This window comes from Rickettsiales bacterium Ac37b (genome assembly GCA_000746585.2).
Taxonomy (GTDB): Bacteria; Pseudomonadota; Alphaproteobacteria; order Rickettsiales; family Arcanibacteraceae; genus Ac37b.
Genome location: CP009217.2, coordinates 104,126 through 123,262, shown reverse-complemented (window position 1 = coordinate 123,262; position 19,137 = coordinate 104,126). Strand labels below are relative to the sequence as shown.

Genomic DNA, 19,137 nt, shown 5'->3' with positions numbered 1-19,137 from the left:
ACCTATAATTCATCATGATCATTGTAGGTTTTTGATATCCCTAAATAACTTATAGATTCAATAACTCCGTCAGCTATATAGTTATTTGTTTCTGATATATCAAGAATATTTTCTAAAATTTTTAAACCTTTTTTTGCTATATCAAATGTCTTTCCAAAGCATTTACTATTTTTTATATTTTTGTCAAAAAAACAGTCTACAGTCTCTACAAACTCATCTTTAATATTGATAGATAAATCTTTAGTTTCTAATAATTTATTGATCGCATGGTCTAATCCTTCTCTAATAGTTTCTACAAGGATGGGCCATTTCTTTACTTCTTTTGTAAATAAAAACTTACCTGTTTTACTATCTACCGTGTCTATCATTTTCTGTAAATTATGTCGTGCGGAAGTTAATTTTAAAAATTCAATAAAACTAGAAGTTATCTCATAAACATCTAGCACTTTAGGTAACGGTATATAATGTTCTTTATCTATAGTTAAAAAGGTTTTACCAGCTTGCTTATTACAAGTATTTATTATATTAGGATTGCCATTATAGATAGTTATATCTTTTAAAGGAAATTGTACGGTGGAGTCAATAGTTTTAATTAGTGGAGCAGAGCCAGGACTATCAAAAGTAGTTGCTTGAGATTTAATTCCTAACTCTTTAGATAAAATAAAGTGACTCACTTCAGCAACGATTGCACCATAAGAATGGCCAGTAAAAGAAAATTTATAATCTTGATAATTTTTTAAAGACTCAATTACCATACGTGCAAAGTGCAATTCCTCATTATAAAAAGAGGTAGGTAACCTGCCAGATAAAATTTCATAATCTTTTCGAATATCATGAACCATATCAATTATACCATGTTCGCCTGTACTAGTACCGCTACTTGCTATTACAACCTCTTTCGTTTTATGGTTGACAAAGGAAAGTCCACGATAACCATTTTCGCTGTATGTATAATCGCTAGAATCTTTATATATTTGCCACTCAGGTAGCTTAACAACTGGATTTTTGGCATAAGAATATGAACTGAAATTTAATAAATAACTCACACTAATCATTAGAGCTCCTTAAAATATTAAATAAAGGAAATAATGTATAACAAAAATTAATTATTTGCAAGAATTTAGTTAATAATTTTATTCATCTTAGATGATCAGATAAATGGCAAATATAACAAAAAATACTATAAATTCTTCACTAAGGTTTAGTCTCATCAAATAAGTCTTCAGTTTCTTGGCCTAATTGGTAACATCCAGCTTGGAGTTTACCTTTTCTACGTAAAAGGTTACGTTGTAGAGCTAAAGATTTTTTGTGAATATTTTTTTTAGGCTTTTCCATTATTATTCCTAATTTATAAACCATATTATGAGAATAAATCGTTTAAACCAGTAGAGGTTATAGCTATATCATAAAGTTTTATACGATCATTATCTATATTAAACAAATAAGATAAAAAATAATTATAATAAAAATTTCCATTAATTTCTCTATCTAACTCTATATTCCAAGAAAATGAATTATCATGAATATTAGGAGGAGGATAAGTAAGCATATTTTGAATTTCATCTTTTATATCTTCATTTAATATAGGCCAAAAATTAACTTTTTCTTTCTGGACAAATTCCCCACTCGAGTTAAATAATTTTTGCATAAGATATAGACTATCAGATATATCATACAATATAATAGGGTTATTCAATTTTTTACCATCTACTAAATACACATCACCAGCTTGTATATTAAAAATATTGATAACATTCGGAGTAGTATTATAAATTATTATATTTGATAAAGGAAGCGTGAATTCATAATATAATTTTATTAATAAATCTCCAGATCCTGCATTATTAAAAGTAATTGATTTTGCCCCAAGTTTTAATATACGTGATAAATAAACTGCATATAAATCTGCAAGTACGGCACTATATAAATGTCCCGTAAAATAATAGCTATATTTTTCATAATCATCTATTGATTTAATGATATTTTTTATAGAATTCACTTCTCTTGAGTAAAATTTATCTGTAAAATCACCAAATAATATATCATGATTACGTAACATTTCTGACATTAAATTGCCATTATCAAGCCTAGAATTAAAAAGGTTATATGATACCACAACCATTTCCTGTGCTTCATAGTTAATGTAAAAACTACTACGATACTTGGCATTATCAATATTATTGGAATATTTATATAGATCCCATCCATAATGTAAACATTTATCTTCTTGTATGTTATCTACAAAGCATAAATTCATTTTTAATAATTCGTAAGTTGCAACCATGACTTCTCCTGTATGTATAGTTTGATATATTAAATTATACATACAGTACATTAAGAATTAATTTAAAACTTAACTATTTTTTAAATTCAATATTTTTTTGGCTAAAGGACTTAATTCTAGATTTAATTCTTTTAATTGAAGACTACTTACTTGACTTGGAGCATTCATAAGCAAATCTTGTGCTTGCTGATTCATAGGAAAACATATTACTTCTCTAATATTAGGCTCATCTGCAAGTAGCATTACTATACGGTCTATACCCGGTGCTAATCCACCATGCGGAGGAGCACCATATTTGAAAGCTTTAATTAATCCTCCAAATCTATTATCTACCTCTTCTTCACTATAACCAACAATTGAAAATGCTTTATACATCAATTCAGGCTTATGATTACGGATAGCTCCACTAGAAAGTTCAATACCATTACATACAATATCATATTGATAAGCTGTAATATTTAATAATTCTTCTTTGGTTTTAGCATTTTCTAAAGCTTCTAAACCACCATTGGGCATTGAGAAAGGATTATGGCTAAAATCTATCATATTTTTTTCTTCATTCCATTCAAAATAAGGAAAATCAACAATCCAGCATAATTTAAAGCTATTTTCTTCAATTAGGGACAATTCTTCTGCTAGTTTTGTCCTTACTTTACCAGCTAGCTTTGCCGCATTATTTTCTATATCACATGCAAAAAACACTGCATCTCCAGCTTGGCATCCTGATATTTTCTTTAATTTATTTAATTGCTCTATGGTTAAAAATTTGGCAATAGGTCCTTTCGCATTTTCATCATCACTAAAAATAATATAACCAAGACCTGGTGCACCAAGCTCCTGTGCAAAAGTAATCATCCCATCAAAAAAACTTCGTGGTAAGTGAGCAACCTTTGGAGCAGGTATAGCTCTTACTATAAATCCTTTTTTAATGTTTTCTCTAAAGATGGTAAAATCTGCATCTTTAAAAATTTCTGTAACGTCACTAATAATTAATGGGTTACGTAAATCAGGTTTGTCACTGCCATATTTCAGCATTGCATCACGATAAGAAATACGTGAAAATGGATATGAAGTAACATCTTTAGAGGAAAATTGTTTAAATATTTCATAGATTACTGGTTCTATAGCACTAAACACATCTTCTTGTGTAACAAATGACATTTCTATATCTAACTGATAAAATTCACCCGGAGAACGATCAGCACGCCCATCTTCGTCCCTAAAGCAAGGAGAAATTTGAAAATAGCGATCAAAACCAGCAACCATTAATAATTGCTTAAATTGTTGAGGAGCTTGAGGTAAAGCATAGAATTTCCCTGGATGAAGCCTACTAGGCACTAGATAATCCCTTGCTCCCTCAGGACTGCTTGCCGTTAAAATAGGTGTTTGAAACTCCATAAACCCCTGAGCTTCCATCTGTTTTCTAATAAAGCTTATGACTTTTGATCTCAGAACTATATTGTTATGGATTTTTTCACGTCTTAAATCTAAAAAGCGATATTTAAGTCTTGTATCTTCTGGAAAATCAAGGTCATTGTTAACCTGTAATGGTAGTAAATCAGCACTTGATTCTAATTTACACTCCTCAATTTCTACTTCAATTTCCCCAGTAACTAAATTATGGTTAACTGTATCAATACTGCGCGCTATTACTTCTCCTGTAATAGTTATCACACTTTCATATGAAATATGATCTATTTTGCTTAGTATTTCTTCAGCTGAACTAACACATTGAGTTATACCATAATGGTCTCTGAGATCAATAAAAAGCAAATTCCCATGATCACGCTTTCTATGTACCCATCCAGATAATTTGACTGTTTTGCCAACATCTTTAACAGTTAATTGTCCACAATTATGAGTTCTATATATATGCATTCTCTCCAGCCATCCTTAAATATTTTATTAATTTATCGATATATCATGGTTATAATATAGTTACAAGTATTATAAGCTCTTATTACTTCAGATCATAAAACTTACTATAATTACCTTTTTATTTCTCCCTTAAGGAGAAATCAATTGAATGCAGGTATTTAACCTAGTTAAGGTTAATTATAGTCAATTAAGTTGAGAATGGCATAGAGAAGCCATAATCAATAGCATCGCTAAGGTTATTAAAATTAGTAATGATAGGTTTGATTTTAGCTTTTAAATGAGCCCAATATTTTTCAATTGGGTTGAGATCAGGAGAGTAAGGTGGTAAGAATAAAAGTTTACAGCCTATATCTTCTATTAAATTCCTAGTTCTAGCTGACTTATGGAACGTTGCATTATCAAGTATTACAACTTGACCAAATCTTAGTTCGGGCACCAAACACTGACTAACCCACTCGTTAAAAACTTCTGTATTACATGTGCCCTTGAAACACATTGGCGCAATAATTTTCTTCCCAACCTTACCTGCAATAAAGCTTTCTCGATCATGTTTTTTACCTGAGATATCACCATAAACTTTACTTCCTCTGAGACTGTATCCCCAAGAATAGTACAAATAGCTATCAATTCCACTCTCATCAATATAAACTATATCTTCCGCTTTATAGTTTGCGATAGCTGCCAAAAATAATTGCCGTTTTGCTTCATCCCGTTCACGATAGAGTGTGGTCTTTTTTTTCGTGTGATCCCCAAAGTCTTGAATGCCAAACAGATAGCAGCTGTAGACACATTAAAAACCTTTGCAAAATCAGATAATAGCCAATTGCTGTTTTTAGACACCTCGTTTAATAATTTGATTGGATCAAGCTTCTTCCATGGCTTAGCTGCTCGTGTGGCTGCTAAATTCCCGGATTTCGATCTCGATAACCATCTATAAATTGTTCTTTCACCTATGCCAAAAATTCTTGCAGCTTCTTCTCTGGTATAACCTTTATTAACATAGTGAATTACTTTTTTACGTAAATCTAAGGAATATGCCATTGCTTCTACTGTTTTGGGTTTATGAGCTTTTTAATATATCATATATCATGTCTTTATCAACTTAATTTACTATAACACTTAAAATTAGAAATTTATATACTAAACTATAGACTACTGATCAAGAATAATATATAAACTCTGTATTATAGTAAATTGATTTGAATCTGGGACGTTGTTACTCTTTGCTCTCCTACTATAGCAAATTAAAAAGCTAATTTGTAGGCTTCGCTCTATCTGCCTAGTCCCAAATACAACTTAATTTGCTATAGTTTAATAATTGATATTTATTACTTTTATAAAAAAGTTTATTGAAGGAAGGGTTTAAATGGCTAGAGTAACCGTAGAAGACTGCATGGAAGTTGTAGACAATAATAGATTTAAACTATGTATATTAGCTGCAAAGAGAGCTAAAGCTGTGTCGCTTGGAGCACGTATGACCGTACCACAAGATAATGATAAATATCCAGTAATAGCCCTTAGAGAGATAGCTGAAGGGACTATAGACATTCAACACCTAGAAGAATCTATTGTTCAAAACTTACAAAAGACTGGCAAAACTGATAGTACAGATGGAGAATTTGTAAATTCTGAGCTTGCTATGGATACTATCGAAGAAACAGAATTTGTTGAATTTGATGTTGACGTAGCGCCTGCAGACGATCTGACATTTGATGAAGATGTATCATTTGAAGATGATAACTTAGATATTGAAGATTAAGATATTCAAATTAGAGCACAAAAATATACTACTGTGCTCTTGCTTCCTCCTACAAATTATGTTTTTAACCCCAAACACCACATTAATCCAATTTTAATATATTACGTTTTATAATAAATGCATTATAAATAGTTAGAGGTATAGCCTTAACTATAGTAAATTGATTTGAACTTGAGGACGCAATTAGCTTAAAGTTCTCCTACTATTTGTAGGCTTCGCTTTATCTGTCCTCGTCACAAATACAACTTAATTTACTATATATCCATGTAGGAGTGTAAGTATATGAGCGTTAATTTTGGTAGTTTTTCTGAGATAGGTGGAAGGCAGGTTATAGGTGGAGTAGCAAGTAATCTAGACTCGCAAAAAATGATAGAGGCTATGTTAAAGGATGACGAAAAACCTATAAAAGCAATAGATGATACTATCAGTAATAATGCTAAAAAAATAAATGCTTACCATAGGTTTGAAAACTTAATAGAGGGTTTTCAAAGATCTTTAAATAGTTTTTATGATCCTCTCTCTTCTACCATATTTCAAAATAAAAAAATTTCTTTAACGGCAAATGCGAATATAAATGCTGATAATTATGTATCTATTGAGCAATTGCCTAACGTAAATATTGAGATAAACAATTTTTCTATAAGTAATATAAAATTGTCAACAAAAGAAGTAAGCTCAGCTAAAGGATTTCATGATAGAATATCCTCTGTTGTAAGCGCTACGCCAATATCAGGACAGTTCACAGCAGGCACCTTCCAAATTAATGGCATTGATATTACGATTAATGAAGGAGATTCTTTAGAAACAATTGCCAAGGCAATAAATAATTCTCAAAATGCAAAAGTCAAAGCTTCCATATTAAAACTTAAAGAAGATGATTATCAATTAAGTATTACATCGCTAGATGAAGGAATTCAAAATGCTTTTATCTATACGGATGATAATCATGTTTTTTTTGAGAGTTCTAACATTACGTGGGCTAATATAGCAGCACAAGACACAACTTTTAATTTTGATGGCAATGAAATTTCTAGATCGAGTAATGTGATAGAAGATTTGGTAGAAGGATTAAAAATTACTTTACATCAAAGTACTTTTACAGATACAGAAATTAAGGTAAATATAAGCTCTGATACAGACGCTATTGTAGATTCTGTAAAAGAATTCATTCATTGTTTTAATGCTCTAATAATATTTTATGAAGAAATGAATCAGAGAGATGAAGAGACCTCTCAATATAGTGATATTTCTCCTCTTGGAGGAGATCGTATATTAAATAATATTATTAACAATATAAAATCATTGGTAAATACTAATTTTTTATGGTTAGGAGAAACAAAATACACTTCTCTTGATTCTCTAGGTATAAAATATCTTATAGATCCACAAGATGTAGAGATTAACAACTCGAACTATGACCCTTCTTTGCCAAAATCTCATAAGAATTCTCCTACTATATCTATAAAAGTAGATGGTGGGCTTCATCTAACAGACGAAAAAATCCTTAGAAACGCCCTAAAAGAAAACATAGAAGATGTACGCAGACTATTTACAATGGAATATAGTAGTACAAATAGTAAATTTTCCCTACGAGATGCTGCTAAAGATACTTCAATAACAAAATTAGATATCAATATGATTAAAACTAATACTATCTCTGAATTAACTACTAAACACTTTACAAGTGATAAGGAAAGCGTAGTATTCTCTAACCCTACAGCAGATAAATATCTAGCTGGAACATTTAAAATTAATAATATAGATATTACTCTTAGTGCTGGCAATAGTATACGGGATATAGCAAACTCTATTAATAATCTTGTATCAAATGTTTCAGCAGTAGTCAAACAAGAGGGGAAGTCTTATAGGCTAGAATTACAACCTAAAAATAGGTTACGTTCATTTACTGTAGATGATCCAAATAAGATTTTTTTAAATAACCCTAAGGCAAGTGTAAAATATAAATTAGCCCCCGGATCAGTAACAGCCAGCTATCAAAATAATAAACCCCATGTTTTAACTATACTAAATAGTAAAGGTTTTATAAGTGATACAGAAAGCATAGTATCGTCTACTCCCGAACCAGATAAATATCTAGCTGGAATATTTAAAATTAATAATATATATATTACTCTTACAGCTGGCAAGAATATACGCGAGATAGCGGATTCCATCAATGCTCTTACCGACACGCCTGTTTCAGCAAAAGTAATACAAGATAATAATTTATATATGCTACAATTACGCCCTAAAAGAGGTTCTTCTTTTACTATACTTGATCAGGGGAAGATTTTTTTTAATAATCCTAATATTGTTAACTTAGAAGCTGAAAATACAGCATTTGGGTTTAGTTTACGTGCTATGGATCATACCGATTTATCAGGCTTAGCTATAAATTATCATGGTGGACATAATCCTGATCAAACAAATATCAATTATTCTCAGGGGATTATGTATCAATTACAAACACATACCAAACCTATTATAAAAGCTGGTTATAACAGCCTTGCTAAAGAGGAAATACAAAACCTAGAAAAAAATAACATTTTTAATAAAGAAGAAAGAAAGAGGCTACAGGAGAAATTAGAGCGCCGTAAAATAGAACTTTTAGAAAATTTTGCAAAGGTAGAAGGCTCAATTGCAAAGGTAAATTCAGTACTAAAATTCCTTGATAATGATGAAACATCAAAACGGTTAGCAGCAAGATAATAAATTTTTAGATTTATATAAATTGGAGATAATATGCATAATAGTCATCTAATAAATAAATATCAAACTGTTCAGTATAGTAATATCAAAAAAACAACGCAAGTTGTAATGTTGTATAATAGTATGGAAAAGTTTATAAAACAATCTATAGATGCCTTAAAAAATTCTAATTTAGAAATACATTATAATATGATGATGAAAACCACCTCTATTATTACTGCTTTACATAATAGCATTGATTTTGATAAAGGAGGAGAAATAGCTAAAGTCTTGCATAACTATTACACTTCTCTTTCAATCAAAATATTATCTATTTATAAAGATAATAATATAGATCTAGTAGAAGAATTGCTAAAAGATATTATCATGATGCGCACTGCATGGGAAGAAATAGATAAATCTAGTAATTAATATTGTCTTTATGATGATTTCTTTCAATTTGAATTATTGCAAATTTTGTAACAGTTGATTCTTTATTTAATTCTTCTTGCTTAAAAATATTTCGTAAATGACTATAAATCACTGATTTATCTATCTGAAATAGAGAAAAGATTTGATTAAAAATATCCATTTACTTTCCTATATTATTACAGATTGTTCGTTAAAGTTTCTTATGCTAGCTGTATTTCTACAGAAATAGTACTACCAATAGTTTCTTGATTCGAATTAGCATATGTGTCATTCTTCACTAACCTAGCAAAAAGTAGGTTTTTCTTATCATTCTTATCTGCTAAGGAAGCTGAAAAAACTATATCGTTTAGAATGGCTCATATATTTTATACTCAATTTACTATTAAACTATTATACTATTTTATAATTTTTATTATATAACTAAGAAAGATATGTAGTAAATTAAGTTGTAATATATATAAACTTACTCCTTATATTTATTCCTCACCTTTAATTTACTATACTTTACTATATTTATGTATAAGTAAAATAAATATTAAGAAAATAATATTTAACAAAATAATTATTAATAAAATAATATTGATTGACATTTATATATATAAATATTATTTAATATTTATTATGTAGAGAATATATTAAATAATAAAGTTATCAAAATGAATATTATTCTAATCCTCAAAAGGTGGAACGTTATATCTTTTTTAAAGGCTCATGTCCAAGAATACAGGAATAAGGGTAATACGGGTTTATAATAAATTGATTAATAGTATTGTGTATGTTAACTAATTTTATCGATGACAGTTTTTCTTATAATACCACAGGTAACCAATATCCACTAGAATCTTTTGCATTAGTGCCATTACCATTTGTGGTTAACGATAAGTGCATTTATATAACCGAATCTACTAAAGATGTTATAGGGAGCAATACAACATCTCTTCTTGTTCCAGTTGATAAATGTTTTTCTCATGAACAATACATATTCACATCATCAACTATCAATCATGAATGTGTTTGTAATGTTTCAGCTTCCAATGCAGCATCAGGTAATACTATTATATTGAATGATCAGTACTTGGATGATGTAACTTTTACCATAGACATATCAGCAGGTTTGATATCTTCTGGAAAATCAAGGCTTTTGGATTTATTAGCAAATGAAGAAACAACACAATTAATGCATATATTAATACTAACATCTCGTATTGATGACCCTTTTGATAAGTACATTATGAAAAATACATTGAGTATCTCGTACCATAAATCTTTACTAGAATCTCTTGCGTTAACTTCAATACCATTTATAGTTAATGATCAATATATTTCTATGATCGAATCCACTAAGCAGGTTGTAGGGAGTAATACAACATTTTTTCGTGCTCCGGATGATAAATGTTTTCCTCATGAACAGTACATATTCATACCGTCAGATATAAATGAAACAGAAAATTATTTTACTATTTCATATAAAAAAATTATATGTTCTTCTGTAGTGGTGGTTATGGGAGCGTTATGCTATCAGTCAAAGCAAAGTTTGGTACATAACACAAAATATTATGTACAAGGAGTGTTAACTTATACAGCTATCTCTATGCTAGAATATAAGTTTGATACTTTTAATACCGAAGATTTTGTTACGGATATAGCATCAAACTTGATATCCTGTGGTAAGTCAGTGTTTTTAGGTTTATTGATGCATACAGGAATAAAGCAACTATTGCAATCTACGTTCACAAACACACCTTTGGCAAAAAATATAATAGTTGCACATGTAGTAGAAGTATCATCTGCAATGCTTAGTACTATCCCCCAAAAATTTGTATTAAAAGTTGAATCTGATGTTAAGAATTTTTATTATAATTCAGATATGCCTCAAGATATTTGTATGTACAAACCACAAGAACAAAATGTAGTATTTGATGCTATATACGAAGGTGGGGCTATGCTTAATAAGATTATGACAAAAGAATTGGCTGGTCCCAACTATAAAGTATAGTCAATTAAGTTGAGAATAGCATAGAGAAGCCATAATCAATAGCATCGCTAAGGTTATTAAAATTAGTAATGATAGGTTTGATTTTAGCTTTTAAATGAGCCCAATATTTTTCAATTGGGTTGAGATCAGGAGAGTAAGGTGGTAAGAATAAAAGTTTACAGCCTATATCTTCTATTAAATTCCTAGTTCTAGCTGACTTATGGAACGTTGCATTATCAAGTATTACAACTTGACCAAATCTTAGTTCGGGCACCAAACACTGACTAACCCACTCGTTAAAAACTTCTGTATTACATGTGCCCTTGAAACACATTGGCGCAATAATTTTCTTCCCAACCTTACCTGCAATAAAGCTTTCTCGATCATGTTTTTTACCTGAGATATCACCATAAACTTTACTTCCTCTGAGACTGTATCCCCAAGAATAGTACAAATAGCTATCAATTCCACTCTCATCAATATAAACTATATCTTCCGCTTTATAGTTTGCGATAGCTGCCAAAAATAATTGCCGTTTTGCTTCATCCCGTTCACGATAGAGTGTGGTCTTTTTTTTCGTGTGATCCCCAAAGTCTTGAATGCCAAACAGATAGCAGCTGTAGACACATTAAAAACCTTTGCAAAATCAGATAATAGCCAATTGCTGTTTTTAGACACCTCGTTTAATAATTTGATTGGATCAAGCTTCTTCCATGGCTTAGCTGCTCGTGTGGCTGCTAAATTCCCGGATTTCGATCTCGATAACCATCTATAAATTGTTCTTTCACCTATGCCAAAAATTCTTGCAGCTTCTTCTCTGGTATAACCTTTATTAACATAGTGAATTACTTTTTTACGTAAATCTAAGGAATATGCCATTGCTTCTACTGTTTTGGGTTTATGAGCTTTTTAATATATCATATATCATGTCTTTATCAACTTAATTTACTATAATATACTCTATCTCTAGTACAATATTAAAGGGGTCTAGAAAATTATATGAAGGGTATAATATAACTGGAAAGGATTTTAGTTCTCTTTTTATAAAAATTTTGTTTGAAAAGCATTCATATGATGCAGCGAAAACATTCTTTGGTCAAAATGATATATACACGCTAAGTGTTATTAAAACTTGCTCTAAGGTAGTATCTAAGAAGCTATTACCCTAAATTGCTATTATAGATGTATAACTTTTTAACTTATTATTTGGGAGTTGTATTTATTATTAGGGATAAGATTAGATAAATAACCATATTCTTTAATTAAATCATTACTAGTATTGAATAAATTTTGAGCTATAGACTCCATGCTATTTAAAAAATGAGTATATTCTTTATTGAATTTCTCTAGGGCATACTCATTTACAGCTTGCTGTTTTATATCAAAAACGCTCATAATTATTAATCCAACTGCAGAGAGGGAAGAAATATTATTTATGTTTTCTGCTGAGGGAAAGCTTAATATAGCTTCTAAATTCAAATTACTACCAATAACACTTAATAATACTCCTACTACCCCTCCTGTGGTAACTATTTCTGCTGAGATACTAATTGTAAGTGCGGCTGTACAGATAGTAAATGCAGTAATTCCTATTAATGACATAAGAACTGCAGCTGAGATATTGATAGTTTCTACAAAATGTTTTTGAAATTTATCTTTATTATATATGTCTATAGCATGATTAATATGTTTTTCCATTAATTCAAATTGCTTTTCTAATTCATTTTCTATATTATCTATTTGTTTTATACTACTATTTAACAATTTATTATTTGATAAGTTAGTTAATATATCTAGAGGAAAAGTTTGACTATTGTTTATAAGTTCTGTTATCAAATTCTTATAATCATTATCAGCTATAGCTAGTTTAAATTTTGACTCTTTACTATTATAAAACAATTGTAAATGGATATTTTCCTTATTCAATAAATTAGTTATTTCTTTTGCGACTTGAGCCTTAGTTTCTCTTTTGATAAGCGCTAATTCCTCTGTCTTATTCTTTTGAAGAAGGTTTTGTTGAAAGAGTTTTTGTAATAATTGATCTGTATCATTAGCAATTTTAAATATATTTTCATTAAATTTTGTAAATAACTCATCTTCAAGCGACATAAGAGGGTTCCTCACATTTTTACTATTACAGTAATAAATTATACTCTACAATTTTCAAAGAATAGTTAATGATTATAATTATAATTACTTAGGTAGTTGTATGATCACATAAGAAGAGAAGATATAATGCTATATAATCTTATAACAGATCATAATAAAGTTATGTTAGGAATTCAACTTTGCCTTCATGAAGATTGTATATAGCGCCTGCTATTACCACTTTTTTATCTTGGATAAGATTACTAATTATACTACTCTTTTTTATATTTTCCATAGAAAGTATTATATTAGTTCTAGCCACACAATCAACAAACTCTTCATTATTTCCAGTACGTTCTCCTGAATAGTTTGTTTTTTGAATTGCAGGCTTAATATTATCTAACAATTCTGTAAGATGTCCTAACTTAACACCATCAATAGCACCTTTGATTGCCCCACATTTACTATGTCCCATTACAAGAATTACCTTTACGCCAGCAATTGCGCAGGCAAATTCTAAACTACCCAGAATATCATTATTCACTACATTACCTGCAATTCTAGTATTAAATACTTCAGCAATGCCTGTATCAAATAATAATTCAGCTGGTGCCCTAGAATCAATACAGCTTAGAATTATAGTAGAGGGATATTGTTCTTGCTGACTAACACGTTTTTGTTCTAGCCAATAGCTGTGACTATGTGATTTTCCGGTACGAAATCGTAAATTCCCTTGCTTTAATCGCTCAATAATTTGTTCTGGGGTCATAGCATCTCGCTCTTCCTTGGTTAGAGTTCCTGCATAAGCGAGTGTTGTTGAACTATTTGGGCATATTGTGCCAAGAATACCAAATGTAGTGCCTACGGTTTTCTTAAAAAAAGATCTACGCGATAGCTTGTTAAATATCATTGATAATCCATATTTATGCATTCAAAAACTCAAGATATAATTAATTAGTTACTTATTTATTCAATAAAGCATCCTATGTGAAAAAGGGATACAAGTAAATCAAAAGATTATATTTATAACAGTAGTTTTGCATAAATTTCTAACTGCTAAAAATTATGGACTTTTTATATTTTATGATTATAGTAAAAACAGTTGATCTTTGAGCTAAAAATCTAGGGGCAAAGCCTAATAATTGCTAGGTGAGCCACAGGTGATATTGTACTCAAATTCAAATATTTTTACTATTATACCTTTTTATCCTTACTATTTTTCAATATATGGAGTTGTTATTAAAAATGATATCTGTTATTTTTAATATTTTAATATTAATAATTGTTTGTATGCCTTATATATCCTTTGCTTCAACTAATAGTCCTAATAATCCTATTATTCCGCGTAAAGTTTTATTTGATAATCCAGATAAGACTTTAGTTACTTTAAGTCCAGATGGTCAGTATATAAGCTATTTAGCTCCCAAAGATGGAGTATTGAATATTTGGGTTGGACCAAGTAATAATTTATCCAAAGTAAAACCAGTAACAGATGATAGAAATAGAGGAGTTCAAGGTTATTATTGGACTTTTGATGGAGAGCATATTATTTACATGCAAGATAATAAAGGAGATGAAAATTTTCGTATATATTCTCTTAGTTTAAAATCAGGAGAGATTACTCTTATTACTCCTGAAGAAGGGGTTAGGGCTTTAGTATATGGAATAAGTGAGAGGGTACCTAATGCAATATTAATTGGAATGAATAATCGGGATAAAAGGTACTTTGATATTTATAAGGTAAATCTTTTAGATAATACTAAAGAACTTATAATGGAAAATAATAAATTTTCTTCATTTATAGTGGATGATGACTTAAATGTACGTTTTGCCATACTTAGTAATGAAGATGGAAGCGATGAATATTACGAATTTCAAGATAATCAATGGCTTTCTTTTATGCATGTATCTCTAGAAGATTCATCGAATACAAGAATTATAGGATTTGATAATACAGGTCTTGTTATCTATTTATTAGATAGTAGAGAAAGCAATACAGCAGTGTTGAAGTCATTAGATCTAAAAACACGCAAATATAAGATCATTGCTGAAGATAAAAGGGCTGATATTGCGGTATTTACCTCTCATCCCACCAAAAAAACAATACAAGCTGTAGAAGTAAATTATGATAAAGCTATTTATAATATATTAGATAGTTCAATTAAAAATGATATTGAGTATTTAAAACTCCTGAATACTGGGGAATTAAATATTAATACTCGTACCTTAGATGATCAAAAATGGCTTGTTGCTTATTCTAATGATACTACTCCTGTGCAATATTACATATATGATAGAAATACTAGAAAAGCTGATTTTTTATTTAGTAATAGAAAAAATTTAGAGCAATATAAACTTGCTAATATGCATCCTATTATTATTAAATCTAGGGATAGTCTAGATTTAGTTAGCTATATTACACTTCCTGCTGATATAGAGTTGAAAAATAAGTTTTGTCCAACTAAGCCATTACCTTTAGTATTATTAGTTCATGGAGGTCCATGGGCAAGGGATAGTTGGGGACTAAATACTATCCATCAGTGGTTGGCAAATCGTGGATATGCAGTTCTCAGTGTAAACTTTCGAGGCTCTACTGGTTTTGGTAAAGATTTTACTAATGCTGGAAATATGGAGTGGGGACGTAAAATGCATAATGATCTAATAGATGCAGTGAATTGGGCTATAGATAGTAAAATAGCTGATCCACAAAAAGTTGCTATTATGGGAGGAAGTTATGGGGGTTATGCTACCTTAGTTGGCTTAACTATGACGCCAGATATATTTGCTTGTGGGGTTGATATTGTGGGCCCTTCTAATCTTATTACTTTAATTAAGAGTGTGCCACCTTACTGGAAACCTATTATTAGCACTTTTAAGAAAAGAATAGGGCCTTGGGATAGTGAAAAAGAAATAGAGAACCTAAAACAGATATCACCACTAACTTTTGCTTCTAAGATTAAAAAGCCATTATTTATAGCACAGGGAGCACATGATCCCAGAGTTAAAAAAGAAGAATCTGATCAGATAGTTAAAGTAATGCGAGATAAAAATATACCAGTAATTTATGCTTTATATGAAGATGAAGGACATGGATTTGTAAAACCGGGTAATAGATTATCTTACTATGCTTTAGTAGAACAATTTTTAATGAAGGTTTTGGGGGGTAGAGCAGAAGAAATAGGTAATGATTTAAAGAATGCTCATTTTCTTTTAAATGATAAGGTAGTAAATAATATAGAATCTCAGAATATTATTGATAGTGCTATTAAGTAAAACGTTATGTGTCACTTGTCATTCACGGAGAAGGTAATGACAAAAAAGAGTATATCTTATATAGTTTTTTGATTTGACTTATAATATGCGTTACTCATTGCTTACCTAGCAATGAGTAGGCCTGGCTTTTCGTGCCTATCTGGTACCACACAGAGTATATCTTATATTATCGACTATAGTTTATTAATTTGAATTAGTATATGCGTTACTCTTCGCTAACCTAGCAAAAAGTAGGTTTCTCTTATCATTCCTATCTGCTAATCCAATTGAACAAACTATATCTTAAACTTTCTTGTCCTGAAGCATGATTTAGGTATAAAGAAGTCTAATCATAGATCATACAATAAGAGTTGCCAAAATAAGTATAATCTGATCAATTATATAGTTGGTAGGATGGGTAAACTGTAAACATAGATGAAGTTATACTTCGAACCTGAGCCTAGACCCATCCTAATAAATATGACTACGAACGGATGTCGTAAGGTATCAACCTTCTGTATGAACATGTAGCATATGTAAATAATATTATAAAAGATGAGGTATAATATGGCAACTTATATTGGAGTTGATATAGGGAAAAAATCTTTGCAACTTTATCTACCAGCTATTGATAAATCTTTTATTCTAAATAACAACCTTTCAGGCTTTACTGCGCTGATAACTCAGCTTAATAAACATTATACTAAACTTACTGACCTAATTTTAGTATTTGAACCGACAGGAGGGTATGAAGTACATTTGAGAAGTTTCTTAAAAGAATTTCAAATAAATTTTACTACCGTTCATCCTAATAAAGTACGTGCTTTTGCCAGGGCTAAAGGACTATTTGCTAAGACGGATAAACTAGATAGTAAATTAATCTATGATTATGCTACAACCTTTTCTTTAGAAGCGAAAACCTGTCATAACACAGAAGCTCAGAATATACTACATAATTTGCTCAAAAGAAGAGAACAATTAATTAACTTTAAAAATCAAGAAATTAATCGCTTAGAAACTGAAACAAATGAGTTAATAAGTAAGTCTCTAGAAAAACATATTGATTATCTTACTCATGAATTAACCACAGTTAATAGTAACATTGCAGAATGTAGTCAAAATCCAGTAATAAAAGATAAAATTATTAAATTAACTTCCATTCCTGGAGTTGGAATTATTCTTGCCACCAAAGTTGTTTGTGAACTTCCTGAGATAGGAATAATTGATTTTAGAAAACTTACTTCTTTAGTAGGCATAGCGCCATTTGCCCGTGATAGTGGGAGTTATAATGGTAAAAGAGGAATTTATTCGGGCAGAAGCAACTTGCGTAAAGTATTATATATGGCTGCTGTAGCTTCTTTAAGATGTAATAAAACAATAAAAAGCTTCTATGACAGATTAATAGTTAATCATAAACCTCCTAAAGTTGCTTTAGTAGCTGTTATGCGTAAACTGCTTGCTTTTATGCACACCTTGATTAAAAATAATAATCATTGGAAATATACTTAACTTTATTGGTATTTTTTATATTGACTTTTATTACGGATGCTCGGGTTAAATTAAGATTTTTACATCATTATACAACGTGAATCGCCATTACGTTTATTTATATTAGTTTTTAGCGTAAAATTATTATGTTTAGTAAGATGTGTAGTATAAGCTTTGGGAAAATTCGGTTTATAGTTATTGACTGTATCATCATATTTAATCATTTTTTCAGTTTCTATGGCTGTCCAACTTGATTCATATTGTTTTCTAGTATAATTTGCAAAAGCAGTAGCGTCAGGTAGAAGATTAAAAACAGTTTTATTATCATTGTTTCGTGCCATTAGGTCAGCTCCATGCATTTTAAGCTTTTTTAAAACTGCAATAGCATTTTTATTATTAGTAGGAGAACTATTTACTATTGATTTTTGTGTTTCCTGGTCAAAAATTGTTACAAGCGCCACACTATGTACAGAAGTATTGCCATTATTGTCAAAAATATTTGGATTAGCCCCATAGCATAATAAAATATCTAGCAAAGTAGCCACATTTTTATCAGCATTCAAGGAGTGTACTATATTAAAGGCATGTACTGCACGGTGTAATGGTGTTTCTCCTAGATGATTTTGAGCATTTACAGTCATTTTTATATCAAAAGATAGTGGTGGTCTTTGATTTTCAAATTTTTTTAACAGTCTAAGTTGTGAACTAATTAAAGATATAGCAGTAGAATAGTGAAATTTAGAAAGAGCTAACATTAAAGGGGTATTATACTCACTATTACTTTGGCTTTGGTATAATGATAAATCTTCGAGAGTAAAAAGATTTTCAATTTCTATTAATAAATTCTCTATGATGGGATGACTGTTTAATGCTATATGGTGCAAAATATTTAGAGAATTTTTTGGGTTCACTTCTGAAATACGTTTACTATCATTCATAAGGTAGAGAACAATATCTTTTTTTTGTTTTTTGTTATTACATCGTTGGAGCGCCTCAAAAAGATTAAAATTTATATTACTAAATTGTTCTAGACTAGCTATTGAGTTTTTTCTAACCATTTTATTGTCCTGTATATTTGAGATTAAATAAAAGAAATTATGTAATAAATTAAGCAATTATGCATCTTGAATTTTTCTGATTAGATTGATTAAGAATTTTCTCTGCATATGTATTATTCCAAGGGTAGCTTTGTTCTCCAGCTATATCATCATAAAGCTTTGTTGCTTCTGGTATAGTAAATTAAGTTGATAAAGACATGATATATGATATATTAAAAAGCTCATAAACCCAAAA

The 19,137-nt window shown here is 29.9% G+C and carries 18 protein-coding genes; 6 read left to right on the top strand and 12 right to left on the bottom strand.

What is annotated here, in order from left to right:
- Positions 1-2: 2 nt before the first annotated feature.
- The 6 genes from NOVO_00645 to NOVO_00620 form a co-directional block, all read right to left on the bottom strand.
- Positions 3-1,055 (bottom strand): hypothetical protein, encoded by a 1,053-nt coding sequence (locus NOVO_00645; protein AIL64539.1) that lies wholly within the window; start codon positions 1,053-1,055, stop codon positions 3-5.
- A 139-nt stretch (positions 1,056-1,194) separates the two neighbouring features.
- A complete protein-coding gene (locus NOVO_00640; GenBank protein AIL64538.1) occupies positions 1,195-1,335 on the bottom strand; it encodes a hypothetical protein in 141 nt (46 codons plus the stop codon).
- Between the two features lie 25 nt (positions 1,336-1,360).
- Positions 1,361-2,326 carry a hypothetical protein gene (locus NOVO_00635; GenBank protein ID AIL64537.1) on the bottom strand — a complete coding sequence of 322 codons (966 nt, stop codon included), beginning with the start codon at positions 2,324-2,326 and terminating at the stop codon, positions 1,361-1,363.
- Positions 2,327-2,353: 27 nt separating this feature from the next.
- Positions 2,354-4,162 carry an Aspartate--tRNA ligase gene (aspS, locus tag NOVO_00630; protein AIL64536.1) on the bottom strand — a complete coding sequence of 603 codons (1,809 nt, stop codon included), beginning with the start codon at positions 4,160-4,162 and terminating at the stop codon, positions 2,354-2,356.
- A 187-nt stretch (positions 4,163-4,349) separates the two neighbouring features.
- Positions 4,350-4,658 (bottom strand): hypothetical protein, encoded by a 309-nt coding sequence (locus NOVO_00625; protein ID AIL64535.1) that lies wholly within the window; start codon positions 4,656-4,658, stop codon positions 4,350-4,352.
- Positions 4,659-4,810: 152 nt separating this feature from the next.
- Entirely contained in the window at positions 4,811-5,203 is a 393-nt protein-coding gene (locus NOVO_00620) for a Transposase (GenBank protein ID AIL64534.1), read from the bottom strand.
- 325 nt (positions 5,204-5,528) lie between these two features.
- Here NOVO_00620 and rpoZ point away from each other — a divergent pair, with 325 nt between their 5' ends.
- The 3 genes from rpoZ to NOVO_00605 all read left to right on the top strand — a co-directional run bounded on the left by rpoZ (position 5,529) and on the right by NOVO_00605 (position 9,041).
- A complete protein-coding gene (rpoZ, locus tag NOVO_00615) occupies positions 5,529-5,921 on the top strand; it encodes a DNA-directed RNA polymerase subunit omega (protein ID AIL64533.1) in 393 nt (130 codons plus the stop codon).
- A gap of 282 nt (positions 5,922-6,203) precedes the next feature.
- Positions 6,204-8,630, top strand: a complete 2,427-nt coding sequence (fliD, locus tag NOVO_00610; GenBank protein ID AIL64532.1) for a Flagellar hook-associated protein 2 — start codon at positions 6,204-6,206, stop codon at positions 8,628-8,630.
- A gap of 33 nt (positions 8,631-8,663) precedes the next feature.
- Positions 8,664-9,041 (top strand): Flagellar protein FliS, encoded by a 378-nt coding sequence (locus tag NOVO_00605; protein AIL64531.1) that lies wholly within the window; start codon positions 8,664-8,666, stop codon positions 9,039-9,041.
- Here the strand turns inward: NOVO_00605 and NOVO_00600 are convergent.
- Positions 9,031-9,201 carry a hypothetical protein gene (locus NOVO_00600; protein AIL64530.1) on the bottom strand — a complete coding sequence of 57 codons (171 nt, stop codon included), beginning with the start codon at positions 9,199-9,201 and terminating at the stop codon, positions 9,031-9,033. The two genes, NOVO_00605 and NOVO_00600, sit on opposite strands and share 11 nt — an antisense overlap.
- Positions 9,202-9,816: 615 nt before the next feature.
- Between NOVO_00600 and NOVO_00595 the strand changes: the two genes are divergently transcribed.
- Positions 9,817-11,037 carry a hypothetical protein gene (locus NOVO_00595; protein ID AIL64529.1) on the top strand — a complete coding sequence of 407 codons (1,221 nt, stop codon included), beginning with the start codon at positions 9,817-9,819 and terminating at the stop codon, positions 11,035-11,037.
- A gap of 4 nt (positions 11,038-11,041) precedes the next feature.
- Here the strand turns inward: NOVO_00595 and NOVO_00590 are convergent, their stop codons facing one another.
- The 4 genes from NOVO_00590 to NOVO_00575 form a co-directional block, all read right to left on the bottom strand.
- A complete protein-coding gene (locus NOVO_00590; protein AIL64528.1) occupies positions 11,042-11,350 on the bottom strand; it encodes a hypothetical protein in 309 nt (102 codons plus the stop codon).
- Positions 11,351-11,502: 152 nt separating this feature from the next.
- Complete coding sequence (locus NOVO_00585) at positions 11,503-11,895, bottom strand: Transposase (GenBank protein ID AIL64527.1); 393 nt, start codon at positions 11,893-11,895, stop codon at positions 11,503-11,505.
- 315 nt (positions 11,896-12,210) lie between these two features.
- The gene (locus NOVO_00580) at positions 12,211-13,125 is read right to left on the bottom strand and encodes a hypothetical protein (GenBank protein ID AIL64526.1); all 915 of its coding nucleotides are present in this window, start codon (positions 13,123-13,125) and stop codon (positions 12,211-12,213) included.
- A gap of 160 nt (positions 13,126-13,285) precedes the next feature.
- Positions 13,286-14,035, bottom strand: a complete 750-nt coding sequence (locus NOVO_00575) for a Carbonic anhydrase (protein AIL64525.1) — start codon at positions 14,033-14,035, stop codon at positions 13,286-13,288.
- 314 nt (positions 14,036-14,349) lie between these two features.
- On the opposite strand from NOVO_00575, the gene NOVO_00570 reads away from it, so the two are divergent.
- Complete coding sequence (locus NOVO_00570; protein ID AIL64524.1) at positions 14,350-16,377, top strand: Prolyl tripeptidyl peptidase precursor; 2,028 nt, start codon at positions 14,350-14,352, stop codon at positions 16,375-16,377.
- 546 nt (positions 16,378-16,923) lie between these two features.
- Positions 16,924-17,865: a Transposase IS116/IS110/IS902 family protein gene (locus tag NOVO_00565; GenBank protein ID AIL64523.1), complete on the top strand. Its 942-nt coding sequence runs from the start codon at positions 16,924-16,926 to the stop codon at positions 17,863-17,865.
- A gap of 59 nt (positions 17,866-17,924) precedes the next feature.
- Here the strand turns inward: NOVO_00565 and NOVO_00560 are convergent, their stop codons facing one another.
- Positions 17,925-18,902 (bottom strand): Ankyrin repeat protein, encoded by a 978-nt coding sequence (locus NOVO_00560; protein ID AIL64522.1) that lies wholly within the window; start codon positions 18,900-18,902, stop codon positions 17,925-17,927.
- Positions 18,903-19,137: the final 235 nt, after the last annotated feature.